The following is a 23,606-nucleotide window of genomic DNA, read 5'->3' on the forward strand; positions in this document are numbered from 1 at the left end:
GTAACATTAATTTTTTTTCGCGGAATTGTGTTATGCATTTAAAAATCTCTGCCGTCATGTTAGTTGCACTGCTTAGCGGCTGTGTCAGCACGACAGGGTCAGCGCCCCAAAATACCGGGACAACTAAAAACACCCCAGCGTTGGTGCAGGTAAAAGGTGCCAGTGCTGAACAAATTGCCAACCAGTTGTGGTACGCCGCCGATACGCCGCCTGAACAATTAGTGCCACTTGATGCCACTGAATTGGAAGATTTATGGCAGCGCATTCAGTTACAGCTTACTTTTAACGTTCCACAAACCCGGCCGATAGTTGAACAGCGTAATTTCTACAGCCAGCACCAAAGTTATCTGGACCGGGTCGCTAACCGCGCTCAGCCTTTCCTGTATCATATCGTACAGGAGCTCGAAAAACGTAATATGCCGCTTGAACTGGCGTTGTTGCCAATCGTCGAGAGCGCGTTCGATCCTTTTGCTTATTCGCATGCCAGGGCTTCAGGCATGTGGCAGTTTATGCCGGCAACCGGCACCCGTTTCGGCCTGAAACAAAACTTCTGGTATGACGGCCGGCGCGATGTTATTGAATCCACCCGGGCGGCGCTGGATTACCTGCAATATTTATATAACACCCTGGAGCATGACTGGCTAAACGCCATTGCTGCTTACAACGCGGGCGAAGGCAGAATTGGCCGGGCAATCCGGGCCAACAAGAAGCGGCGTCTGCCAACCGATTTCTGGTCACTTGACTTGCCAGCTGAAACCACTGCCTATGTGCCAAAGCTACTCGCTCTGGTTGATATTTTAAAACGACCAGATGACTTTGATATCGTCTGGAAATTTATTGCCAACGAACCCAAAATTGCCGTGGTAGCTACTGATGGCCAGATTGATTTAGCTATCGCCGCTGAACTGGCAGGGTTAAGTGTTGCAGAATTGCAGGCATTAAATCCAGGGTTTAATCAATGGGCAACTGATCCGGACGGTCCACACCAACTGGTGCTGCCGCTGGCAAAAGCGGATCACTTCAGTCAGTTGCTGGCGCAAACTCCGGCAGCAGACCGCTTACAGTGGCAGAGCTATACGGTTAGCTCCGGCGATACGCTGGGTAAAATTGCCCGCCAGTATAAAACCACTGTCGATGCCATCAGCCGCCTGAACAAACTAACTGGCAACACCATCCGGATTGGTCAGCATTTGCTGATTCCTATGTCTGCAAAAGCAGCCGATCAATATGAGCTGAGCCAGCAGAACAGGATTGCTAAAGCTCAGGGGCGCGCCGGGGGCAGTGTTAAAGCCGAATATATCGTTAAAAGCGGTGATACCTTGTGGGACATTAGCCGGGAACATAAAGTAACTGTGGCTGAATTGGCTAAATGGAACGGGATGGTACAGCGTGACCCGTTAAAGCCCGGTCAGAAACTGGTAATATGGCATGACAGTAAAACCAGCCCAAGCACTGCCATCACCCGCACGGTAAACTATAAAGTACGTAAAGGTGATTCGCTGGCCCGGATTGCTCAGCGCTTCAGCGTCTCGGTTGCTGAAATTATTAAATGGAATAATATTAATACTGAGCGCTACTTACAGCCTGGAGAGCAGTTAAAGCTGATTGTTGACGTAACTCAGGTTTAATCCCTATCTTAATAAGCAGCGACAGCCGATAGCCAATTTAAACAGTTTGCGGAGTAACAACATGAAAATTATGATACTTATTGTCGGCTTACTGTTTAGCCTGTCGGCTATTGGCCAATTTCAGCTAATGGGCAATGGCAGTTATACCCTGCAAGATGGCAAAACCGTGCCCATACAGTATGGGTTTAGTTATATCCGCAAGGAAGGCCAGTATCATTTTAGTGCGGGTAAACAAAGCCTGATCGTTAGCAGCCTGCCCCAGAAATACTCGCTGGCATTAATCCTGCAAAACGAAGATGAGGTTTGGGTACCGGATTTTGTTAGCGCACCACTTGCCGAATTTGAGTTTGAGATCGCGGATTTTAAGTTAAAACTTACCCAGCAACCCGAACTTAAGGATGGTCGCGGCAATTACATCTTACATTACGATGGTGGCCGCTACCGCTTTAGCCGCGGCCCTGGCCAGGTTAATTTTGTATTTAACGAGGAAGGTATTGCCCGGGTAGAAATTAAAGGCATGCTCAAGCTAGCCAATACTAAACCAAAGGTATAAGTTGATAAACAGGGTAACGTTGCCTTTAGCTGTTAATCAGGCTCGCGTTGCAGCTGCAGCGCGGGTAGCATACCTGACGCCACACATAACAGGGGCGCGAGCAAGGTAACAAACCAAAAGCTTTGCAATTGCACGCCATGCCACAACGCATACAGTGCTGCAGTTAGTTGAAACACAATCCCAAACAACCCTACATACACCAGCATCCGGTTAATAAACCGTTTTGGCATGGCTGGCAGTCTGCCTGGTTTAGCTTTTTTGGCTGGTTTTAAATCTACCATCGCTACAACTGAGCATCGCTTTGTTGCTCTGGTGCTGCCAGGGCAAAGCCGGCCAACTGCTGGCAATGATGATATATCCGGCTGATGGTAGGATATTCCAGGGTGTCGAGCTTAAAGCGCAATGCATTGTACATTTGCGGCACCAGACACAAATCGGCCAGAGTGATATTGTCACCATAGCAAAACTCGCCGGCAGTCTTTTGCAGACGCTGCTCCAGGGCGTTAAAGCCAGTATGTAGCCAGTGGTAGATCCACTCGGTTTTCTGATCGTCATTTAAACGCAGTGGCCCGGTCAAATACTGTAATACTCTAAGATTGTTCAACGGATGAATATCGCAGGCAATATCCAAAGCCAGCGAGCGCACCTGTGCTTTAGCCTCAGGATCTTCTGGCAGCAGCGCTGGCTCAGGATAAACCTCATCAAGATATTCAATAATGGCCAGCGACTGGTTCAGGCTAAACTCACCATCAACATAAGTCGGCACCAGCTGATTTGGATTCAGTTGCTGATACTCAGCACTATGTTGCTGGCCACCGTCTTTTAGCAGGTGTACCGGTATCGTTTCAAAACTAAGTTGTTTTAAATTCAGGGCGATACGCACCCGATAGGCGGCGGATGAGCGCCAGTAGCTATAGAGTTTCATCCTGTAACACCTGCTCAATTATTGGACAAAAAGAATCACCGCTTGGCAAAGGAGGTGAAAGCACGTATGTACTTTTTTCTGCGACCGTTGCAGCCCTGGACGGGCGGAAACGAGCCCCCAGGGATGGGTTTACGGCGTGTTGCAGAAAAAATGTACGGAGTGTTTGCACCGGACCAGCTAATTACTTCGCCTTATATTGCACCACTTGCTGGTCGATAGCACCAAAAATACTCTGGCCATCGCTATCCAGCATTTCCATTTTAATGGTATCACCAAATTGCATAAAAGAGGTGCCGGGTTTGCCATCACGAATGGTTTCAATCATCCGGATCTCGGCGATACAGCTGTAACCTACGCCACCTTCGTTAATGGCAGTACCATACTCGGTGCCCTGCTTATTTGATACGGTACCTGAACCAATTACCGCGCCGGCACCCAGCTTGCGGGTTCTGGCGGCATGGGCTATCAACTGGCCAAAGTTAAAGGTCATATCGATACCGGCATTGGGTTTACCAAAAGGTTTACCATTATAAGTCGATAATAACGGTAAATGCAGCCGGCCATCCTGCCACTTATCACCAAGCTCATCCGGGGTAACGGCAACCGGGCTGAAGCTGGAAGCAGGTTTAGACTGGAAAAAGCCAAAGCCCTTTGCCAGTTCGTTTGGAATTAAACCGCGCAGTGACACGTCATTAACCAGCATAATAAGCCGTATTTTATCTAGCGCCTGCTCCGGGCTTACTGCCATTGGCACGTCGTCGGTGATCACCGCCACTTCACCTTCAAAGTCGATACCATGATCAGTGCTAATAGCCTCAATCGGATCACGCGGGCCAATAAAGTCATCAGAGCCACCCTGATACATCAACGGATCGGTCCAGAAGCTTGGCGGCATCTCAGAGTTACGCGCTTTGCGCACCAATTCAACATGATTTACATAAGCACTGCCATCTGCCCATTGGTACGCCCGTGGTAAGGGTGACTCGCACTGTGCCTGGTCAAACGCCATTTCGCCATCCAGCTTACCGGCATTAAGCGCCTGATACACCTGTTGCGCTTTCGCTGCCAGGCCTGCCCAGTTATCCAGCAGTTGTTGCATGGTGCCGGCGATCTCTCTAATCGCGATACAACGGCTTAAATCACGACTTACCACCACTAACTGGCCGTCGCGGGTATTATTTTTTAAACTTGCTAACTTCATATCAATCCTTAACTTAGCCCAAGCCTACGGCTTGGTTTTCCAGCTGTTGACATAATCCGGGTTTTCGGTGGCCAGGGCAGCTTCGCCCACTTCCAGTGCATCGCGGGTGTCCAGCATTACCGCCACTTCGTCGGTAAACTTCTTTTTATACTCGCGTCCGGCGGCAAAGGCTTTCGGATGTGGGCCATGGGTAAAACCGGCCGGATGAAAGGTTACCATGCCTTTTTCAATATTGTCGCGGCTGAAGAAATCACCGGCATGGTAAAACAGCACTTCATCGTAATCATCATTGTTATGATAAAACGGCACTTTTAATGCACCAGGATCACTCTCAATTGGCCGCGGCACAAAGGTACACACCACAAAGCGCTGCGCCACAAAAGTAGTATGAGCAGACGGCGGTAAATGATACCGATGGCTCATTAATGGCCGGATATCACGCCAGTTAATCCGCATTACTGCTAAGTCACCGTGCCAGCCAATTGCATCCAGCGGGTTATAGGGGTAAGTAATTACTGACACCTTGCCGTGGCGTTTTACTTCAACCTGCCAACTGTCTTCACTGTATTGCGCTTTAAAAGCGTCATTAATTTTTGGCGTGTCGAGCATGGCCGGGTCAAAAATGGCGTGATTGCCCACCAGGCCCTTTTCCGGTAGCTGATAGCTGTCATTAGTGGCTTCAATCAGCAGAATAAACATCGGCTCATTCGGCACTAAACGCCACATGGTTGAGCGTGGGATCACAATATAGTCACCGTCACGTACGCTCAAATGGCCAAAATCACAATAAAGCTCAGCACTGCCCTCATGAATAAACAGCAGCTCATCGCCATCAGCATTACGCGCCAGCTTGCTCATACTGTCTTTTAAACGCCAGGTCCGCATTTTACAGTGGCTGTTAAACAGTAGATCAGGCACCGCCCACGGCGATTGCGCACTATCCAGCTCAATCTGGTTAAAGTTGAACAATTGAGGCCTGAGCGGCCCCTGCCAGTCACTCCAGCCAGTTGGGGCATGAGTATGATGGAAGTGCGTTGCCGGGCCAAAAAAGCCACTACGGCCGGTTTCCCGCTCATATATTGCCTGCTCCGGAAAATCAGCATGAGCCTGGCGTGATACATCACCTTCCTTTAAGGGAAAAGATGCCCATTTACGCATTGCTTAATACTCCGCGCTGAATTTGATCTTCTTCGATAGACTCAAACAAGGCTTTAAAGTTGCCCTCACCAAAGCCTTCGTTACCTTTACGCTGGATGATTTCAAAAAATACCGGGCCAATCACAGTTTTGGTGAAAATCTGCAATAAAATACCGTCTTTCATTGGTGCACCGTCGATTAATATCCGCAGATCACGCATCTGGTCCAAATCTTCCTCATGGCCTTCTACCCGGTCATTAACTTTGTTGTAGTAAGTTTCCGGAGTAGGCATAAACTCCATCCCGCGATTGCGCAGAGTGCGTACCGTTTCATAAATATTGTCTGAGGTCAGGGCAATATGCTGAATACCTTCACCTTTATACTCGCGGATAAACTCTTCAATCTGTGACTTATCATCAGATGACTCGTTAATCGGAATACGGATTTTACCGCACGGCGCAGTCATCGCTTTAGATACCAGCCCGGTCAGTTTACCTTCAATATCAAAGTAACGGATCTCACGGAAATTACCGATGTTTTCATAGAAACCGGCCCACAGGTTCATATTGCCGCGCATCACGTTATGGGTTAAATGGTCCAGCACTTCCAGGCCAACGCTGTGCTTAGCCATCTCAACCTGCCAGTTGTCATAGTATTTGAAGTCGATGTCATAAACTGAACTGGCACCATAACGGTCAACAAAATACAGCAAGCTGCTACCGATACCGTATACGGCAGGAATATTCAGTTCCATCGGCCCAACCTGGTTTTTATACTCTTTCGCGCCATTGGCCAGCGCATGTTTCAGTGCCGCAGCGGCATCAGTAACCCGAAAAGCCATAGCGCACACTGAAGGCCCATGCGACCTGGCAAATTCTTCAGCTTGCGAATTCGGCTCAGCGTTAATAATGAAATTAATATCACCCTGCTTATATAACCAGGCCTGCTTTGAGCGGTGCTTGGCAACCTCAGTAAAACCAAGTGAATGGAACAAGTCTTTTAATTTCTGAATGCCATCGGCATCAGCGGCAGTATATTCAACAAACTCAAAACCGTCTGTGCCCAGCGGATTGATGGTATTTTTTGTATTTGGCATATAGGGATTCTCCGAACAACGAATGTGGGCGCTATCATGCGCTTACCAACAAAAAAAGGAAGAGCTGGCGCTGCGGTAGCAACTAGCTATAACACCACTAAATTTGTACACAAATAACTACAAAACAGGGTATCGAAAATTTAGTTAAACAAAAGGGCCGACGGATAAGCCTGTCAGCCCTTAGTTAGTAACGTTTTACGGACAAGCCGTGTTTATATCTTTACAGTCTTCCGATTTATGCCGTAATCACGCAACTTATTGGCCACTGCTGTGTGGCTTAAACCAAGTTTTTTCGCTAACTGACGGGAACTGGGATAGGCAGGGTACAGCTTACGCAGCAGGTTAGCTTCAAAGCGTTTTACTGCCTCATCCAAAGTGCCATCGAAATCCTGTTCCAGATAACCAAAGTCGCTGGTGTAACTGGGCAACTGCAAATGCTCTTTATCCAGCTCATAACCATCTAACAAGGTAACAGCACGATACAAGGCATTCTCCAGTTGACGCACATTTCCAGGCCACGGATATTGCTGTAAGAACTGGCTGCAACTTTCGGTTAACCGCGGCGCTTTGCGTCCGAGCCTTGCAGCGAAGCGGGCGATAAAGAATTCAGCCAACGGCACAACATCTTGCCTGCGCTCACGCAGCGGCGGTAATGTCAGGGTTAAGACATTAAGCCGATAGAACAAGTCTTCCCGAAAACGCCCTTCCTGCACCATACCGGGTAAATCTTTCTGGGTGGTACAAATCACCCGCACATCCACTTTAACTTCGTTTTCATCAGCCACCCGCCGAAAACTGCCATCCTGCAGAAAACGGATCAACTTAGTCTGCAGCTGGGTGGACATCTCGCCTACTTCATCCAGAAAAACACTGCCGCCATTGGCTTGCTCAAAAATGCCCTTTTTACCCTCGGTACTGCCGGCAAAGGCATTAGAGCCATAGCCAAATAACTCAGATTCAGCAACATTGTCCGGCAGAGAAGCACAATTTACCGCCAGAAAGGGTTTGCCTGCCCGGCTGCCTGCGGCGTGGCAGGCGCGGGCCAGTAATTCTTTACCAGTACCGGTTTCACCCATAATTAAAATAGGTGCATCCAGCTGAGCCATTTTTTTGGCTTCTCGCACCACTTTACGCATCAGGTTACTGTTGGCCTGCAATGTATTGAAACTTTCCTGATCGCCCTTTTTAAAGGCCACCATGTGCTGACCTAAACGGCTTTCAGATTTTAGATTGATTACCGCACCTGCCAGAATTTCATGACCGGTTTCATCAGGCACCATCACCGGCAAGATATCAGCAATAAAACGTTTGCCATGTATTTCAAAACGCCGGGTTTGTGCCAGCACCTCGTCGCTTTCCAGCCAGCGCTGAAAATTAAAGCCCTTAACCATACCTTGCAGAGACTGACCCTGAATATCACGCTGCGCCACCGATAAGGCTTCCAGGGCAGCATCATTGATTACGGTTACGTTAGCTTTAACATCGATAGCAATCAGGCCATCTGGCAGCGTTTTTAATAAGGTAGTAAGTTCATTGTGTTCACGCTCAGACGGTAAAAACGCAGTGGTTTTAACATCTTCAACGCCGGCAATCCGGCGCATTTTCGCCATCAGCTCCTGGAATTTCTCGAAGTTGACTGTTGGAAACGACACATACATCCGGTTTAGCGACGGATCCACTTCGATGCCTCGCAAATCAAGCTGATAGCCAACCAGTATATTTAATACCTCCTGAGCAAGACCCAGGCGATTCTGACATTGAATTTCTAAACGCATAACAGCGACATACCCCGTTACCAGTGATTGGCAACATAATACGGTATCAGACCACTACCAGACCAGTACTTTTGTAAAGATATGTGAACAAATAAGTTGAAACCTGACTGCAGCGCGGTGAATAGCTGCAACAGAGCGAGTACTGAGGGGTATTGAGATGCGCCAATAACCAGGCTATTGGCGCAATGAATGCCGGGGCTACTTAGTCAGCTAACAGGCTGTCGGTTTTAGCAGCACAAATAAAATCGTTTTTATGTAAGCCTTTAATTGAATGTGACCACCAGGTCACCGTTAGTTTACCCCATTCCAGCAGTAATGCCGGATGGTGGCCTTCATCTTCAGCCAGTTGCGCAACCTTGTTGTGAAACGCCCAGGCTTGCTTAAAGTTTTTAAATTTGTATAACCGCTCCAACTGCAAAATACCGTCGCGAGATACCGGGGTCCAGTCGGGGATTTGCCGCATTAATGCCGGTAATTCAGCATCAGACACCTTCGGGGCATCAGCTTTACAGGCTTCGCATTTCATAGCTGTTAATTCAGTCATTACAGTTCCTAACTTGCTTGTTTTTGTTTAGGTTGAAACCGCGGTTCATGCAAGCCAAGTGCTTTAGCCTGCTCAACCAGCGCCATCATATCCAGATGGGCAACATCAAATAAATCATCAATGTTGTTCAGTAAAAAATAAATGGGCTGCATTATATCAATCCGATACGGAGTGCGCAGAATATCAACGGCATCGAAGGGCTTACGCTCTGGCGTGGCAGATTCCAGAGCATAAACTGTCTCGCCCGGCGAGGATAAAATCCCCCCACCATAGATCCGTAAGCCATCAGCGGTTTTTAATAACCCAAATTCGATGGTAAACCAATACAGCCGGGCCAGGAACACCCGGTCTTGCTTACTGGCTGCCAGGCCTAACTTACCGTAGGTATGAGTAAACTCAGCGAATGCCGGATTGGTCAGCATAGCGCAGTGGCCGAAGATCTCATGAAAAATATCCGGTTCCTGCAGATAATCAAATTCTTCGCGGGAGCGAATAAAGGTGGCAACCGGAAAGCGCTTATTAGCCAACAACTCAAAGAATTTATCGAAGCTGATTAACGCCGGGACTTCTGCGCACTCCCAGCCTGTGGTCGCCCGTAATACTTTGCTGACTTCTTCCAACTGCGGAATACGGTCCGTTGGCAACTGCAGCTTTTCCAGTCCGGCCAGAAACTCATCACACGCCTTGCCTTCAATTACGCTCAGCTGGCGGGTTATCAGCTCATGCCAAATCTGATTGTCTTCGTCTGACCAGGCAATAATACCGTTGTCATCCGATTGTCTGGATACATACTGGCTTGTCTTACTCATATACAACCTGTTGCAAATAAATTAGCGGCCTGGGCCGCCTTATTGGTAGACCGGATACTAGAGGATAAGACTTCGACTGTGTATCGTGAACTGATGAAAAGCCCTGTAAAGCTGAGGCCACTGTCGTAAAGATAAAGTTACAACAAGCGGCCGAACCTTAGTACAGTTGGGTTTCAGGCCTGTTGCTGCATTTTTTCCAGTGCCTGTTCTAAATCAGCGATAATATCAGCGACATGCTCTAAGCCTACCGATACCCGGATAAGACCATCGCTAATTCCCGCCATTTTCCGCTCTTCGGGCGTGTAAGGGCTATGAGTCATCGAAGCTGGGTGTTGAATAAGTGACTCAGCATCCCCCAGGCTAACAGCCAGGCTTAGCAACCGACACTGATTAATGAAATAACGGCTTTGCTCAAGGCTGGCATTTAATTCAAACGCCAGTACACCGCCAGCGCCTTGCATTTGCTCACCTAAAAAGCGATAACCAGCATGGCTCGGCAAACCTGGGTAGTAAACTTCTTTTACCGCCGGATGTGCTTGTAAAAACTCAGCGACCTGCTGGGCGTTCTGACAATGACGCTCCATCCGCACCGCCAGGGTTTTCAAACCCCGGATAATAAGCCAGGCGTCATGCGGGCTGATAGTTGCCCCCATATCCTTTAAGGTAGTCATCTTTATCGTGGCAATTTTTTCGCTGTCGGCGACAATAATACCGGCCACCACATCACCATGGCCATTCAGGTACTTGGTGGCGCTATGAATAACAATATCAATGCCATATTTGGCAGGTTGCTGTAGTAAAGGAGTTAAAAAGGTATTGTCGACCACTGAAATCAGCTTATGCTGCTGGCAAAACTGGCCTAAAAACGCCAAATCCAGCACCACCAGATTCGGGTTAATCGGCGTTTCAGCAAACAGCATTTTGGTGTTGGGTTTAAGCGCTGCTGCCACTGCCGCGTGATCAGTCATGTCGACAAAACTCACTTCAATACCATAACGGGCAAACATGTGGTTAAACAGGGCAAAACTGCAGCCATATATGGCTTTACTGGCGATCAGGTGATCACCATGTTGTAAAAATGCCATAGTACTGGCCGCCACTGCGCCCATGCCGGTGGCGGTGGCCGCGGCATCATCCATGCCTTCAAGCGCAGCAATTTTCTGCTCCAGCTCACGGGTGGTCGGGTTACCCAGCCGGGTATATATGTAGCCTTCCTGCTCGCCGGCAAAACGGGCAGCACCCTGTTCGGCATTATCAAAAACGAAAGTAGAGGTCTGATACAACGGCGTTGCTAAGGTGCCATGTTGGTTCTTTTCTTTGCCCGCGTGAATACAAAGAGTATGCGGGTGAACATTTTTAGTATGCATGGGTTTACTGCGTAAGGTAGTTAAAGACCCGCACATCTTTAACAGAAATCATGATTTTTGGAAGCATGCCAGACATCTTGCAGTCTGGCATGCTTCTAATTATTTAAGTAATTTTGTCAACTTTCACTGGCAGTACTTCGCCCGCGTAAGCGCTGAATCAAACTCTGGCTAAGCTTAGCAACATTAATCTGCTGCTTTTCAGCCAGCGGCAAGGGGCGCAGCTGCTGCATCGCCATATTGCCTAAGCGGGCAACCAGTAAACCGGCAATCACGCCCTGGCCGGCTCTGGCCGACAGTTTTGCAGTCAGTTCACTGCTCATGACATCTGACGCCATATCAAGTGCTAATTCGCTGCCGCCGGCCCACAGTATGGCCGCCAAAGCACGTTTTAACATCACCAGGCTGCGCAACTGCCCCACCGGCGCACCATACAACGTAGCAAGCTGGCGAACCATCCGGCTGCTGCGCCAGACCACCAATAACATATCGATTAGTGCAAACGGGATCACCGCCACCGCCAGACTGGTATCAGTCCCCGCTCGCCAGATTATTGCCTTTGCCTGCTTATCCAGCGGTTCCAGCACCATTTTGTCCAGCAGCTGCAGCTTTTCCAGATCACTGTGTTGGGGTTGTGCCGCGTTCTGCCATTGCTGTGCAGTGCTTTGCAGAGCAGGAGTAGCAGGTAATTGCCTTATAATGTCCTGGCATAACGCATCGGCCTCGCCATACTGGACACTTTGGGCTATCCGCGCTGCGCTGCGCTGCCAGTGGCTGTTTTGCTGCAGCCGGCGCCATAGCCGCCACTCCCGCCATAACAGCCAGAGCGCTACAACAAGCACGGCAGCACTTAGCAAGCTGAAAATAGCACCCTTAACCGGATGTTGCTGCCAGCTGACAACTACGGCATCAAGCCATTGCCAGCACCCCAGCACTAGCAGGCTGAACAGCGCCAGCCAGATCAACTTACTTAATACGGCAGGTTTGGCTGCCACCGGTGCAATCACCGCTACCGGTTCACTCTGCCAGTCGGCAGAATCAAACTCTGCCCGGGCTTTTAAAACCGGCTTTGCCGGCTCCGGGCTCTGCTCGCTGACCCTAAAAAACTGAGCGGGCTTCAACGGTTTCATCGCAACTTATCTCCCAGCAAAAATTGTAAGGCATGATCCATCCGAATATGTGGCAGGTTCGCATTCGCGGCCAGGGGTAAAGGCAATAAAGATGGAAAGCTAAACTTATGGCTGGCAAATACGGTGTTGTCAGGTACCTCGGCCGGAACATCGCCGGGGAATAAACTGATCTTGTTACCGCTTTCACTATCAGTACCGGTTAAACACACCTGTTTTTGACCATTTTGCTCAATAAAACCTGACTGACTGGCGCTTAGCGCTGCCAACGCCATAGCTTCGGTTTTTGCCAGCTGATAAGTAGTCTGTTTAAGCGGCTGACGGAGCAGGCTTTGCAGCAGCAGGGTCAGCGCCTGGTGCTGCTCTGGCGTAACATGGTCAGCCTTACTGGCTGCGAATAACACTTTGCTGATTTGCGGTTTAAACAGCCGGCGCAACATACTGGACGGTCCATAGTTAAAGCTCTGCATAATCAGCTGCAGCGCCTGACTTAATTCCTCCGTGGCCGCCGCACCGGCATTGAGCGCACTTAAGCAATCGACCAGTACAACCTGACGGTCTAACTGCGAGAAGTGCTGTTTATAAAAGGGTTTAACCACATAGTCACGATAGCTTTGATAATGGCTGGTCAGTTTTGCCAACAGCGCACTGTTTTCACTAAGCTGTCCGGGCAACAGCGGCACCAGCTGCAGCATCGGCGCGCCCGCCAGCTCTCCCGGTACTAACAAGCGGCCGGGCTGGTTTAAATAGGTGCCAGCGGTAGCACTGAATTGCTGCAACAACTTTTTATAGGCTTCGGTTAACGTTTGCAGCTGACCTTCGCTGGCATCATTCAGATCCGTTGTAGCAAGCAGACTGTTAAACTCAGCGGCCAGCGCCTGGCGATGCGGTTTAGCGAATAATTGCCAGCTGAACTCACACCACTGCTGATAATCAAGCTGCAATAGCGGTAAATCCAGCAGCCATTCCCCCGGATAATCAACAATATCCAGTTCCAGTTCACTATAAGATTGCAGATGAGAACGCAGGCCCTGGCTTGCCTTATAACGCAGCGCGAGGCTCAGTTGACTCCAGCCGGTAGTTGAAGGAGGCCATTGCGGCGGCTGTTGCTGTAAAAAACTCAGATTATGTTCAAACGGAAACCGTGGAATAGTGAGTGCTTGCTCGGCGGCCAGCCGGCCTCCCAGATAACGCCCTTGCTGCACCACACCAAAGAATGGCAAATTTTGCGGGCTGTCGCCCTGGGTAAGCTGATGAACCAGCGAGGTAATGAAGGCAGTTTTACCTGCCCCACTCAGGCCAGTTACGCCCAGCCGGACATGCCGGTCCAGGGCGCGGTGGCGTAATTGACGACTTTGATGCTGCAGCTTATCAAGCCAGGTCATAAAGCTCCGTTTATAAGTTATTAAATTCCCGGTTCAACTGAAAGCGGCTTGATGTTACATGGCGTTCCATATCCTGTAACCGCAGCTCCAGACTATTGTAGCGATTTGCCAAATGTTGCAAGGCTTGCTTTGGTGGCTCACCACGCTGCCACACCCGGGTTTTAACTTCTACCGTAGGCTCTTCAGCCGTTGCAGCACCGCTTAACGATTGCTTAGCTGCAACTACTGACTTTTTTTCGAGCACCATCCAGCCGGCAATATACAACGCAGGTACAAACCAGCCTACACCAAGAAATACCGCAGATACAGTGACCAGACGTACCAACCAGGTTTCCCAGCCAAAGTAGTCAGCTATCCCGGCACATACCCCTGCCACTTTACCATTGACGTCATCACGTAATAATTCACGTTTTGGCTTAGTCATGCTGGTTTCTCCACTGCGGGCTTTCAGCATCTAAAATCGCTTCCAGAGTATGAATGCGCTCGGCCATTTTCTCAGCCCGGGCCGCCAGGTTGTTTAACTGTTGTAGTTCAACATCCGTTAACCCCTGTTGCATTTTACTTCTGCTGCGATAGTGCATAATTACCCATAAGGGTGCCACAAAGATCATAAACAGGATCAGTGGCACAAAAATTAACTCATGAATATCCATTTAGCTGCTCCTGCGACGCCTGAAATCAGGCGTCTCCTTTACTGGTTTTTTTGGTTACTTTGGCTTTTAGTTCAGCAAGTTCATTATCGATTTTATCTTGCGCAGCCAGTTCTGCAAACTCGTCTTTCAGGCTTTTCTTGCCCAAATCATAAGACTCGACCTGCGCTTCCAGCGAATCAATTTTCTGCTCATAACGTTCAAATTTGTACATCGCATCGTTGATCCGGTTACTATCAAGTGATTTTTTCACTTCCAGCCGGTTTTCAACAGTGGTGCGACGCATTAACATTGATTTCTGCCGGGCTTTAGCATCAGCCAGTTTTTCCTGCAGCTGTGATACCTCATCCTGCAACTTACTAATGTGCTCGTCTAACACGGCAATATCACGCAGCAACGCATCGGCTTGCTCCGCTGCTTTCTGCTTTTCAATCAGGGCAGCGCGCGCCAGGTCATCGCGATCTTTACTCAATGCCAGTTCGGCTTTAGCCTGCCAGTCATCTGCTTCGCCTTGCAATCTGCTGACAACCCGTTGTAAATCTTTTTTCTCGGCAATCGTTTTGGCAGAAGATGAACGTACTTCTACCAGTGTATCTTCCATTTCCTGAATAATCAGCCGTACCATTTTTTCCGGATCTTCGGCTTTATCCAGCAACGAATTGATGTTTGAGTTCACAATGTCTGAAAAGCGTGAAAAAATACCCATCTTAGTTACCTCTGTCTGTTGATGTTATTACACTATTGCTTATTCAGGTTTCTTGCCAACTTTGCAAATTATCATAACGCATTAATTTTTAATAACTTTATTTATTTTAAACAAAAGCTTTAGCTCCTGCAGTTTATGAAATACACTACTTATTAGCCAATTTAACTACTTAGTAGCTGCCAATGAACAGAAAATACCAACAAGACAACCTGATTGGCCAGGCCAATAGTTTTTTAAACGTACTTGATCAAGTATCGCAACTGGCACCGCTGGATAAGCCGGTGTTAATTATCGGCGAACGGGGCACGGGCAAAGAGCTGATCGCCGCCAGGCTGCACTTTCTGTCGCAGCGCTGGGACCAGCAATACCTGACCCTGAATTGTGCCGCATTAAATGAGAACCTGCTGGAAAGCGAGCTGTTTGGTCACGAGGCAGGGGCATTTACCGGCGCAGGTAAACGCCATGAAGGTCGGTTTGAACGGGCAAACGGTGGCACTTTATTTCTGGATGAGCTGGCAAATACTCCGGCACTGGTGCAGGAAAAACTACTACGGGTAATTGAATACGGCGAGTTTGAGCGGGTCGGCGGTAGCAGGCCTGTAAGGGTTGACGTCCGGTTAGTGTGTGCCACTAACGAAGATTTACCCACGATGGCTGAAAACGGCGAATTCAGAGCCGATTTACTCGACCGACTAGCCTTTGACGTTATTACCCTGCCGCCGATGCGCGAACGCCGGGAAGATATTTTGCTGTTGGCCGAACATTTTGCGATGAATATGGCCAGAGAACTTGGCTTTGAGCTGTTTAGTGGGTTTAGTGAAAAGGCAAAAAACACCCTGCTTGACTATCACTGGCCCGGTAACGTGCGTGAATTAAAAAACGTGGTAGAGCGCAGTGTGTATCGTACCAATAACCCTTATGTGCCAGTGCATCATATCCAGTTAAACCCGTTCGAGTCGGCCTTCAGGCCTACCCAGCGTATTAAAACCCGACCGCAAGCGGTGCAAAAATCAGCAGAACCACTGGTAACCACTGTCAATACTGCTGATAATAGTCAGGCGGTTAAGCCCGGTGAGCCTGTCAGCGATGCTATTGATTTCAGTAATGGCGTCGACTTCAAAACCTTATCGCAGGATTTCGAAGTAAAGTTGATTAAGGATGCACTCAGTGCCAGCCAGTATAATCAGAAAAAGACCGCAGATTTACTTAACCTGACCTATCATCAGTTACGTGGTTATATGAAAAAGTATCAGTTGCTGGAAAGCCAGCAGGGATGAATTTGTCTATTAAACATTTTGTATATCCGATATACAGCTGTGCAATGCTAAGCGCCTTGCTGTTGCTTGCTGGCTGTCAGCCGCAGCTACCTGAAGCAGCGCGCAGTGGCCTGGTTTATTGCTCAGAGGGATCACCAGAAAGCTTTAACCCGCAATTAGTTACCTCCGGCACTACTATTGATATTATCAGCCAGCAGTTATATGACCGGCTGGTCGATATTAACCCTGACAATGGCGATATTATTGCTGGCCTGGCAACGAGCTGGCAGGTCAGCGCGGATGGTACCCGCTATCAATTTACGTTACGTGACAACGTCAGCTTTCATAGCACTCATTACTTTTCACCCGGCCGGAAATTTAATGCCAGCGATGTGGTATTTACTTTCAACCGGATCACCGACCCGCTGCATCCGTTTCATCTGCAAGGTGGTGGTGTTTATCCTTACTTCCAGAGTGTCGACTGGGCAAGCCTGGTAAAACAGGTAGAGGCCATCGATGACCATACCGTAGTTTTTAAGCTACAACGGCCTGACAGCTCGTTTTTATCTAATCTGACAACCGATTTTGCTGCCATCCTTTCGGCAGAGTATGGTCAGAAATTGCTGGCAGCAAAACAACCCGCGCAGATTGACCGCCTGCCGGTTGGCACCGGCCCCTTTCGCTTCAGAGAGTACCAAAAAGATATTCTGGTCAGGCTATATCGTAACAAAAACTATTGGCGCGGCGACACCCAACCCGAGCAACTGGTATTTGATATAGTGCCTAACAATGCCAGAAGAATGGCTAAGTTATTCACTCACGAATGCGATATCGTTTCTTACCCAAGGGTTGCAGAGTTAGAACTGATCGCTGCACGGCCTGACGTAACTGTCCAGGAAAGCACCAGTATGAATGTCGGCTTCTGGGCCTTTAATACTCAAAAGCCACCTTTTGATCAGTTGGCTGTGCGTCAGGCACTGGCAATGGCCATTAACAGAGCAGCTATTTTACAAGCGGTTTATTATGGCCAGGCGACACCGGCCTACGGCATTCTTCCTCCAACCTCATGGGCATACAATGATGGCTTGCCGGCGCCAGTGTACTCGCCGGCCAAAGCCCGGGCGTTACTTGCCGAAGCAGGCTACCCTAACGGCTTTACCATGGATATCTGGGCCATGCCGGTACAACGCTTATATAATCCTAATGCGCTGAAAATGGCAGAGTTAATGCAAGCCGACCTGGCCCAGATTGGCGTTAAAGCGAATATTGTTTCTTATGAGTGGAACAGCTTCCGTCAGAAACTCGGTAACTTTGAGCATGATTCAGTACTAATTGGCTGGGCGGCAGATAACCCTGATCCTGATAATTTTTTCCGCCCCTTGCTTAGCTGCGCCGCCAGAGACAGCGGCAGTAACCGGGCTAACTGGTGCGATCCGGCATTTGATGAAATTATCAGTGAAGCCCTGTTAACCGCAAACCAGCAGCAACGCCGGGCCCTGTACTTAACTGCGCAACAGTATTTACATCAACAGCAACCGCTGGTAGCCATTGCCCATTCGCAACGGTTTCAGGCAATCAGCAGTTCAGTTAGCGGCGTAACTATTAACCCTTACGGTGGCATAGCCCTGCAGCACGCAAAAAGGGTTGAACCATGACCCGCTACCTGTTACGCCGCTTGTTTCTGATGGGATTCGTATTTCTGGCGCTTAGCCTGCTGGCTTTTAGCCTGGGCTATTTATTTCCTGGTGATGTGGTACAAAATGTCAGTGGTTTAAGGCCAATTGATGATAACCAGCGCCAGCAACTGATTAGTTATTACCAACTGGACCAGAATATTCTGCAGCAATACCTGGCGTTTTTGGGGCGGATTACCCAGGGAGACTGGGGCTTGTCTTTTTCCAGCCAGCAACCCTTGCTGCATGAAATAAAACTGTTGCTACCAGCCACGCTTGAGCTGGCAGCTTACGCATTATTATTGTCGTTTATTATTGGCATTCCACTTGGGATCCTGGCCGCATTTAAACCGGATAATATTATTGGGAAATCTATTTCTGCGCTCGCCATGGTTGGCTATTCGCTGCCGATATTCTGGTGGGGCTTATTACTGATAATGTTTTTCTCACTGGCATTAGGCTGGCTGCCTTCAGCCGGACGTATTGGGGTACTTTACGAAATTCCTCATAGCAGCGGTTTTATGCTGTATGACATTCTGCAAGCAGACATTAACTATCGTAACGAAGCGCTGCACAACGCACTTCAGCATTTATTCCTGCCAACTATTGTACTGGCAACCTTTCCGACAACTGTAATGATCCGCTTTGTCCGCGACGCTATGCTCAATGTCTGGGAGCAAAACTACATTAAAACAGCCAGGGCAAAGGGCTTAAACCGTGGTCAGGTTCTTTATCGCCATGGCCTGCGCAATGCCTTGTTACCCGTTATACGCCAAATAGGTTTGCAATTCAGTACTCTGATTACCCTGGCAATGCTGACTGAAGTGATCTTCTCCTGGCCAGGCATTGGCCGCTGGCTGATTGACAGTATTTACCAACGCAATTATCCCGCTATCCAGGCTGGCTTATTGGTAATATCGACCATGGTAATCACCATCAACATGCTGACAGAAATTTTGCATGCTTTTTTTAACCCGTTAGCCAGGCGAGGTTAATATGAGCAAGTTCCGCTTATATCTTGAAGAAAACAACCGCTCACCGGTTAAGCAGCTTTGGCGTGAATTCAGGCGACAGCATTCAGCAATGACCGGGTTAGTGCTGTTTATCAGCTTCTTTGCCATCAGCCTGCTGGCCCCTTTCATTACGCCACATGATCCGTACTTACAGGTTGATGAACTCTTACTGTTACCGCCGTCCTGGAGTGCCGCCGGCCTGGTGCAATATCCTTTTGGCACAGATGACCTAGGCCGTGATTTACTCTCCCGGATGATCAAAGGTACCAGCTATACCTTTGGTTTTGCCCTTATCACGGTAGCAGGCGCCCTGGTAATGGGGCTGATACTGGGTGCTCTGGCAGGTATGAGTAAAGGCGTTAAATCCAGTGTGTTTAATCATATACTGGATTTAGCACTGACCATCCCATCGCTGCTACTGGCAATCATTATTGTAGCTATTATTGGCCCAGGCTTGATGAATACCACCTGGGCTATCATGTTGGCGCTTTTACCACAATTTGTGCATGGTATTCGCAATGCCATTGATGAAGAGTTAAAACAGGATTATGTCGTTGCCTACCGGCTGGATGGTGCCAATGACTGGCATGTATTGAGCAGACTCATTTTGCCCAACATCTGGGAAAAATTGACAATTATGGCCACTATGGCCATTTCTACCGCCATTTTGGATATCGCTGCGCTGGGTTTTCTCGGTTTTGGTGCTCAGGCGCCGTTGTCTGAATGGGGCGCCATGATCAGCGATTCACTTGACCTGATCTATCTGGCTCCGAGCAGTGTGGCGATTCCGGGCCTGCTTATTTTCACCGCTGTGCTATCTGTGAACCTGGTTGGTGACGGTTTAAAAACCGCAATCTTAAAAAGGCGGCAAAGTTAAATGTTATTGCTCGATATTAAAAACCTGACTATTGAGCTGGAAACCGGCGACGGCCTGGTACGAGCGGTTGACAGGGTAAGCCTTAGTCTGCGTGAAGGTGAAACGCGCGGCCTGGTAGGAGAGTCAGGTTCCGGTAAAAGCCTGATAGCTAAAGCGATTGTCGGCGTACTTAACCGCCGCTGGCAGGTAACTGCCGACCGCTTTCACTGGCTTGGCAAAGATTTATTGCGACTGACCCCGGAACAAAGACGGCAGATAATTGGCCGTGATATTGCGATGATTTATCAGGAGCCCAGCCGCAGCCTTGACCCGACGGCAGTAATTGGTGAACAGTTAGAAGAAGCGATTCCGGATCATCTGCTCACCGGCCCCTGGTGGCGCCGTAATGCGTTCCGCCGTAAAAAAGCTATTGGCTTGCTCCATAAAGTTGGGGTAAAAGATCATCAACGGGTACTGCAAAGCTACCCCTATCAGTTATCAGAAGGCATTTGTCAGAAGGTTATGATAGCGATGGCTATTGCCAAAAACCCAAAATTACTGATTGCTGATGAACCTACTACAGCGCTGGAGAGCACCACACAAGCGCAATTATTTCGCTTACTTGCCAGTTTCAATCAACTTAAGGGCATGTCAATATTACTAATAAGTCATGAGCTGGAGAGTGTGGCCCGCTATACGCAGAAACTCAGTGTCTTATATTGCGGACAGTTGGTAGAAGCCGGCGAAACCAGTCAGGTACTGCAAGCACCCTTGCACCCCTACACCGATGCCCTGATTAAAAGCGTACCCGAATTCCAGCCTGATTTAGCACCCAAAACCCCGCTCTATGCATTACCCGGCAGTATTCCAACATTGCAACACTTACCAATTGGCTGCCGGCTCGGTCCCCGCTGCCCCAATGCCCGCAAAGAATGCGTGAAAACCCCGGCATTGGAACGTCAGCAAAGTCACTATTTCAGCTGCCACTTTCCATTAACGACTAAGGGCAGCTAATGACTGACTTACTTGAAGTCCAGGCACTAAGCAAAAGCTACAACAAACAGCGAGGCTGGTTTGGCCGGCAGCATATTTCTGCACTGGAAAATATCAGTTTCACCCTGGCAGAAGGCAAAACCCTGGCCATTGTCGGTGAGACCGGCTCGGGTAAAAGCACCCTGGCTAAACTACTGGTTGGTATTGAAAAACCGGACAGCGGTCAAATCTTGCTGGCGGGCCAGCCAGTACAAATCAGTCATTATAAAAAATATAACCATGTAATCCGCTTTATTTTTCAGGACGCAGGCCGCTCGTTAAATCCTTCCCAAAAAGTGGGTCAGATGCTGGAAGACGTGTTGTGTTTCAGTACGGTACTTGATCAACAACAACGACGCTATAAAATTGGCCAGACGTTGAAACTTCTTGGATTACTGGATGAACATGCTGAATATTACCCGCATATGTTTTCAGGAGGCCAGCTGCAACGGGTAGCCCTGGCCAGAGCACTTATCCTGGACCCTAAGCTGCTTATCCTGGATGAAGCCCTGACAGCCCTGGACCCAACTTTAAGGGCCCAGATTGTTAATTTGCTGCTGGAACTTCAGCAAAAATCAGGACTGGCCTATTTGCTGATTAGCAATCAATTGCGGTTAGTTCGCCATATCAGCGATAGTATTCTGGTTTTACATCAGGGTAAGGCCGTTGATTACGGCACAACAGCTGATGTGTTTGCTGCCCCGGCCCACGATTACACCAGAAAACTTATTAACAGCTCTGGCGGCTAACGACAAATCTCTGCATGATCGTAGCCAATTTAAAACAAAAAACCGTGCTCTTGGCACGGTTTTTTTAATTACTAAGCTATCAGCTTACTTAGTTCTGTTCCGGGGTAGCTGCCCGCAAATTACGGCTGATTTTTGCGTTAGCTTTTAAAGCCGCAACCAGCGCCAGGTAACTTTGCTCTGCCTGACGTTGCGCCATGCTATCCAGCTCTTCCTCTGCAGGTACAGCTGTCACTTCAACGTTCTGTACTGCTGATACCGCAACAACTGCCACATCACCACTGGCCAGCGTGACAGAGTCAACGCTAGGCTTGCCGGCTACCGGACGTGGCAATTTAAATGCCTTGCTGCGGATCTCCGGGTCTAAGCTGCCCCCAAAGCGCGGGGTTGCCGGTGCTGTTTGCAGACTAACTCCTGCCTGCTCTGCCAGGCTGGCAATATCAGTCTGCTCTGCCAGCAATGCCGCTACCTGTTCCTGAGCCAGACGGGCTTGCTGCTCTGTCTTCAGCGATCTGGTAATTTGCTCAGTTACCTCCTCAAGAGGCAAAGTACGGGCTGGTTGAAATTCTTTTACCCTTACTACCAACAGATGCTGATTAGCAATTTCAATTGGATCGCTGTTTAAACCATCATTAACGAATTGCTGGTCAAACAACTTGTTAAGCACTGCAGGATAAGCCAGTGGCTCAGTTGCATCTTCTTTGCTGAACAATGGCGTAGAATGGACACGAGCTCCCAGTACAGCTGCCGTCTCTTCCAGATTATCTGGCACTTCGAATGCAACTTCAGCCATCCGGGTCTGCAGCTGATAGAATTGTTCAGTAGCTTGTTCCTGTTTCAACCGTTCAACTATACCGTCCCGCACTTCAGCTAAGGATTGCTGTTGGCCAGGAGTCAGGCTGACCAGTTTAATAATGTGATAACCATATTCGCTTTGTACTACACCGGTTAACTGGCCGGCTTCTGTCAGAGCGAAAGCAGCCTGCTCAAAGTCCGGGTCCATTTGTCCTGGCTCCAGGCTTTCCAATACCCCACCATTTTCTGCAGAAAAGGTATCGGCTGAATGCGTTCTGGCTAACTCCGCAAAATCCGCACCTTGCTGTAACTGGCTAAGCAACGCTGCCGCTTCAGCAGCGACTGTCTCATCAGTACCTTCAGACTCAAGCATGATATGAGCAACCTGGCGCTGCTCAGCACTGCTGAACCGTGCTTTGTTCGCTTCATAATAGGTTTGGATCTGCTGGTCGGTAATTTCTATATCTTCAGCTATTGCAGCCGCTGTCAACTCAACATACTCTGCAGCCACTTTAGGCTCGGTTTCAAAACGCTGAAGTTGCATCTGATAATAGTCTTGGATCATCTGTTCGCTGATTGTCACCTGATCGGCAAAATTTTCCGCCTTAACCACAAAGTAGCTGATATCACGGCTTTGTTGCTCAAGCTGACGGATCTGCTGAATTTCCGAAGGTAAATAAAATTCACTGGCAAACACGCCGGCCCGGAACTGACTTGCCGCCATATCTTCCCGCACCATTTCACGGAAATCGGCACTCTGGTAGCCCATCTGCCGCAACAATGCGATGTAGCGGTCATTGTTAAAAGTGCCGTCTACCTGGAATTCACTCAGGCTTCTGATGGTATCACGCACCTGATCATCACCAACCCGGATCCCCAGTTTACCAACAAACTGCTGCTGCAAGGTTTCATCAATAAGCCGCTCCAATACTTCAGCCCGGAAACGGCTGTTATAAGCAGGATCCGCAGCAATAGTTTCGTACATTTCACCAAATTGCTGTTGCATCCGTGCCCGATCGCGTTGCAGCGCTTGTTCAAACTCGGTCTGAGCAATTTCTTCACCATTAACCACTGCCACCGCAACGTCGGTTGGCGAGCTTAAATAACTGCCTACGCCTGCCAGGGCAAAAGTAAGAATTACCAAACCTAAAATGGTTTTGGCAATAACGCCCTGGGAGCCTTCTCTGATTCTCTCTAACATCTTCGCGATATCTCTATTTTCAACTTAACGGTAAGTTGTCTTAAAAAAAAAGCGCATCTTAACAGATGCGCCTTTTTTAATGAAGCCCGGTTACTTACCCGGGCTTTCCAGGCTGCCCCGGCGCGCCGGGGTTA

General features: G+C 48.8%; 23 protein-coding genes. 8 read left to right on the forward strand and 15 right to left on the reverse strand.

Features of this window, described 5'->3' with window-relative positions; translation table 11 throughout:
• Positions 1-32: 32 nt before the first annotated feature.
• Both H141_RS0103065 and H141_RS0103070 read left to right on the forward strand, forming a co-directional pair.
• Positions 33-1,628 carry a lytic transglycosylase gene (locus tag H141_RS0103065; protein ID WP_019674779.1) on the forward strand — a complete coding sequence of 532 codons (1,596 nt, stop codon included), beginning with the start codon at positions 33-35 and terminating at the stop codon, positions 1,626-1,628.
• Between the two features lie 61 nt (positions 1,629-1,689).
• On the forward strand, positions 1,690-2,181 hold the full coding sequence (locus tag H141_RS0103070; protein WP_019674780.1) for a hypothetical protein: 492 nt from the start codon (positions 1,690-1,692) through the stop codon (positions 2,179-2,181).
• A 32-nt stretch (positions 2,182-2,213) separates the two neighbouring features.
• Here H141_RS0103070 and H141_RS19805 read toward each other — a convergent pair whose 3' ends face one another.
• From H141_RS19805 to pspA, 14 genes are all read right to left on the reverse strand, one after another.
• Positions 2,214-2,462: a hypothetical protein gene (locus H141_RS19805; protein ID WP_019674781.1), complete on the reverse strand. Its 249-nt coding sequence runs from the start codon at positions 2,460-2,462 to the stop codon at positions 2,214-2,216.
• A 2-nt stretch (positions 2,463-2,464) separates the two neighbouring features.
• Positions 2,465-3,106, reverse strand: coding sequence for a maleylacetoacetate isomerase (maiA, locus tag H141_RS0103080; RefSeq protein WP_019674782.1), 642 nt, complete (start codon positions 3,104-3,106; stop codon positions 2,465-2,467).
• A gap of 181 nt (positions 3,107-3,287) precedes the next feature.
• The gene (locus tag H141_RS0103085; RefSeq protein ID WP_019674783.1) at positions 3,288-4,307 is read right to left on the reverse strand and encodes a fumarylacetoacetate hydrolase family protein; all 1,020 of its coding nucleotides are present in this window, start codon (positions 4,305-4,307) and stop codon (positions 3,288-3,290) included.
• A 24-nt stretch (positions 4,308-4,331) separates the two neighbouring features.
• The gene (locus H141_RS0103090) at positions 4,332-5,465 is read right to left on the reverse strand and encodes a homogentisate 1,2-dioxygenase (RefSeq protein WP_019674784.1); all 1,134 of its coding nucleotides are present in this window, start codon (positions 5,463-5,465) and stop codon (positions 4,332-4,334) included.
• A complete protein-coding gene (gene hppD / locus H141_RS0103095) occupies positions 5,458-6,540 on the reverse strand; it encodes a 4-hydroxyphenylpyruvate dioxygenase (protein WP_019674785.1) in 1,083 nt (360 codons plus the stop codon). The genes H141_RS0103090 and hppD overlap by 8 nt, the downstream gene beginning before the upstream one ends.
• 212 nt (positions 6,541-6,752) lie before the next feature.
• Complete coding sequence (gene tyrR, locus H141_RS0103100) at positions 6,753-8,315, reverse strand: transcriptional regulator TyrR (protein ID WP_019674786.1); 1,563 nt, start codon at positions 8,313-8,315, stop codon at positions 6,753-6,755.
• A gap of 202 nt (positions 8,316-8,517) precedes the next feature.
• Complete coding sequence (locus tag H141_RS0103105; protein ID WP_019674787.1) at positions 8,518-8,859, reverse strand: 4a-hydroxytetrahydrobiopterin dehydratase; 342 nt, start codon at positions 8,857-8,859, stop codon at positions 8,518-8,520.
• Positions 8,860-8,867: 8 nt separating this feature from the next.
• Positions 8,868-9,668 (reverse strand): phenylalanine 4-monooxygenase, encoded by an 801-nt coding sequence (phhA, locus tag H141_RS0103110; protein ID WP_019674788.1) that lies wholly within the window; start codon positions 9,666-9,668, stop codon positions 8,868-8,870.
• Positions 9,669-9,841: 173 nt separating this feature from the next.
• On the reverse strand, positions 9,842-11,035 hold the full coding sequence (gene megL, locus H141_RS0103115) for a methionine gamma-lyase (protein WP_019674789.1): 1,194 nt from the start codon (positions 11,033-11,035) through the stop codon (positions 9,842-9,844).
• A gap of 116 nt (positions 11,036-11,151) precedes the next feature.
• On the reverse strand, positions 11,152-12,162 hold the full coding sequence (locus tag H141_RS0103120; protein ID WP_019674790.1) for a TIGR01620 family protein: 1,011 nt from the start codon (positions 12,160-12,162) through the stop codon (positions 11,152-11,154).
• A complete protein-coding gene (locus tag H141_RS0103125; RefSeq protein ID WP_019674791.1) occupies positions 12,159-13,544 on the reverse strand; it encodes a YcjX family protein in 1,386 nt (461 codons plus the stop codon). The genes H141_RS0103120 and H141_RS0103125 overlap by 4 nt, the downstream gene beginning before the upstream one ends.
• A gap of 10 nt (positions 13,545-13,554) precedes the next feature.
• Positions 13,555-13,968: an envelope stress response membrane protein PspC gene (pspC, locus tag H141_RS0103130; RefSeq protein ID WP_019674792.1), complete on the reverse strand. Its 414-nt coding sequence runs from the start codon at positions 13,966-13,968 to the stop codon at positions 13,555-13,557.
• Complete coding sequence (pspB, locus tag H141_RS0103135) at positions 13,961-14,197, reverse strand: envelope stress response membrane protein PspB (RefSeq protein ID WP_019674793.1); 237 nt, start codon at positions 14,195-14,197, stop codon at positions 13,961-13,963. Before pspB ends, pspC begins: the two co-directional genes overlap by 8 nt.
• A 25-nt stretch (positions 14,198-14,222) precedes the next feature.
• A complete protein-coding gene (gene pspA, locus H141_RS0103140) occupies positions 14,223-14,900 on the reverse strand; it encodes a phage shock protein PspA (protein WP_019674794.1) in 678 nt (225 codons plus the stop codon).
• Positions 14,901-15,082: 182 nt separating this feature from the next.
• On the opposite strand from pspA, the gene pspF reads away from it, so the two are divergent.
• From pspF to H141_RS0103170, 6 genes are read left to right on the forward strand one after another with little or no spacing between them, the layout of a single operon-like run.
• On the forward strand, positions 15,083-16,177 hold the full coding sequence (pspF, locus tag H141_RS0103145; RefSeq protein WP_019674795.1) for a phage shock protein operon transcriptional activator: 1,095 nt from the start codon (positions 15,083-15,085) through the stop codon (positions 16,175-16,177).
• A complete protein-coding gene (locus H141_RS0103150; RefSeq protein WP_019674796.1) occupies positions 16,174-17,811 on the forward strand; it encodes an ABC transporter substrate-binding protein in 1,638 nt (545 codons plus the stop codon). The genes pspF and H141_RS0103150 overlap by 4 nt, the downstream gene beginning before the upstream one ends.
• Complete coding sequence (locus H141_RS0103155; protein ID WP_019674797.1) at positions 17,808-18,824, forward strand: ABC transporter permease subunit; 1,017 nt, start codon at positions 17,808-17,810, stop codon at positions 18,822-18,824. The genes H141_RS0103150 and H141_RS0103155 overlap by 4 nt, the downstream gene beginning before the upstream one ends.
• Before the next feature lies 1 nt (position 18,825).
• Positions 18,826-19,719, forward strand: a complete 894-nt coding sequence (locus H141_RS0103160; RefSeq protein ID WP_019674798.1) for an ABC transporter permease subunit — start codon at positions 18,826-18,828, stop codon at positions 19,717-19,719.
• Positions 19,720-20,712, forward strand: a complete 993-nt coding sequence (locus H141_RS0103165; protein ID WP_019674799.1) for a peptide ABC transporter ATP-binding protein — start codon at positions 19,720-19,722, stop codon at positions 20,710-20,712.
• Complete coding sequence (locus H141_RS0103170) at positions 20,712-21,479, forward strand: ATP-binding cassette domain-containing protein (RefSeq protein ID WP_019674800.1); 768 nt, start codon at positions 20,712-20,714, stop codon at positions 21,477-21,479. Before H141_RS0103165 ends, H141_RS0103170 begins: the two co-directional genes overlap by 1 nt.
• Positions 21,480-21,567: 88 nt before the next feature.
• Here the strand turns inward: H141_RS0103170 and H141_RS0103175 are convergent, their stop codons facing one another.
• A complete protein-coding gene (locus H141_RS0103175) occupies positions 21,568-23,472 on the reverse strand; it encodes a SurA N-terminal domain-containing protein (RefSeq protein WP_019674801.1) in 1,905 nt (634 codons plus the stop codon).
• Positions 23,473-23,606: the final 134 nt, after the last annotated feature.

The sequence above is a fragment of the Arsukibacterium perlucidum DSM 18276 genome (assembly GCF_000382165.1).
In the GTDB taxonomy this organism is placed as follows: Bacteria; Pseudomonadota; Gammaproteobacteria; order Enterobacterales; family Alteromonadaceae; genus Alishewanella; species Alishewanella perlucidum.

Bases quoted from the DNA above. Each gene is read 5' to 3' on its own strand.
- H141_RS0103165 (WP_019674799.1), top strand. From the start codon at position 19,720: ATGTTATTGCTCGATATTAAAAACCTGACTATTGAGCTGGAAACCGGC.
- H141_RS0103065 (WP_019674779.1), top strand. From the start codon at position 33: ATGCATTTAAAAATCTCTGCCGTCATGTTAGTTGCACTGCTTAGCGGC.
- H141_RS0103120 (WP_019674790.1), bottom strand. From the start codon at position 12,162: ATGAAACCGTTGAAGCCCGCTCAGTTTTTTAGGGTCAGCGAGCAGAGC.
- H141_RS0103090 (WP_019674784.1), bottom strand. From the start codon at position 5,465: ATGCGTAAATGGGCATCTTTTCCCTTAAAGGAAGGTGATGTATCACGC.
- H141_RS0103125 (WP_019674791.1), bottom strand. From the start codon at position 13,544: ATGACCTGGCTTGATAAGCTGCAGCATCAAAGTCGTCAATTACGCCAC.
- H141_RS0103160 (WP_019674798.1), top strand. From the start codon at position 18,826: ATGAGCAAGTTCCGCTTATATCTTGAAGAAAACAACCGCTCACCGGTT.
- H141_RS0103175 (WP_019674801.1), bottom strand. From the start codon at position 23,472: ATGTTAGAGAGAATCAGAGAAGGCTCCCAGGGCGTTATTGCCAAAACC.
- hppD (WP_019674785.1), bottom strand. From the start codon at position 6,540: ATGCCAAATACAAAAAATACCATCAATCCGCTGGGCACAGACGGTTTT.
- H141_RS19805 (WP_019674781.1), bottom strand. From the start codon at position 2,462: ATGGTAGATTTAAAACCAGCCAAAAAAGCTAAACCAGGCAGACTGCCA.
- phhA (WP_019674788.1), bottom strand. From the start codon at position 9,668: ATGAGTAAGACAAGCCAGTATGTATCCAGACAATCGGATGACAACGGT.
- H141_RS0103070 (WP_019674780.1), top strand. From the start codon at position 1,690: ATGAAAATTATGATACTTATTGTCGGCTTACTGTTTAGCCTGTCGGCT.
- pspF (WP_019674795.1), top strand. From the start codon at position 15,083: ATGAACAGAAAATACCAACAAGACAACCTGATTGGCCAGGCCAATAGT.
- pspC (WP_019674792.1), bottom strand. From the start codon at position 13,968: ATGACTAAGCCAAAACGTGAATTATTACGTGATGACGTCAATGGTAAA.
- H141_RS0103155 (WP_019674797.1), top strand. From the start codon at position 17,808: ATGACCCGCTACCTGTTACGCCGCTTGTTTCTGATGGGATTCGTATTT.
- maiA (WP_019674782.1), bottom strand. From the start codon at position 3,106: ATGAAACTCTATAGCTACTGGCGCTCATCCGCCGCCTATCGGGTGCGT.
- pspA (WP_019674794.1), bottom strand. From the start codon at position 14,900: ATGGGTATTTTTTCACGCTTTTCAGACATTGTGAACTCAAACATCAAT.
- pspB (WP_019674793.1), bottom strand. From the start codon at position 14,197: ATGGATATTCATGAGTTAATTTTTGTGCCACTGATCCTGTTTATGATC.
- H141_RS0103170 (WP_019674800.1), top strand. From the start codon at position 20,712: ATGACTGACTTACTTGAAGTCCAGGCACTAAGCAAAAGCTACAACAAA.
- tyrR (WP_019674786.1), bottom strand. From the start codon at position 8,315: ATGCGTTTAGAAATTCAATGTCAGAATCGCCTGGGTCTTGCTCAGGAG.
- megL (WP_019674789.1), bottom strand. From the start codon at position 11,035: ATGCATACTAAAAATGTTCACCCGCATACTCTTTGTATTCACGCGGGC.
- H141_RS0103150 (WP_019674796.1), top strand. From the start codon at position 16,174: ATGAATTTGTCTATTAAACATTTTGTATATCCGATATACAGCTGTGCA.
- H141_RS0103085 (WP_019674783.1), bottom strand. From the start codon at position 4,307: ATGAAGTTAGCAAGTTTAAAAAATAATACCCGCGACGGCCAGTTAGTG.
- H141_RS0103105 (WP_019674787.1), bottom strand. From the start codon at position 8,859: ATGACTGAATTAACAGCTATGAAATGCGAAGCCTGTAAAGCTGATGCC.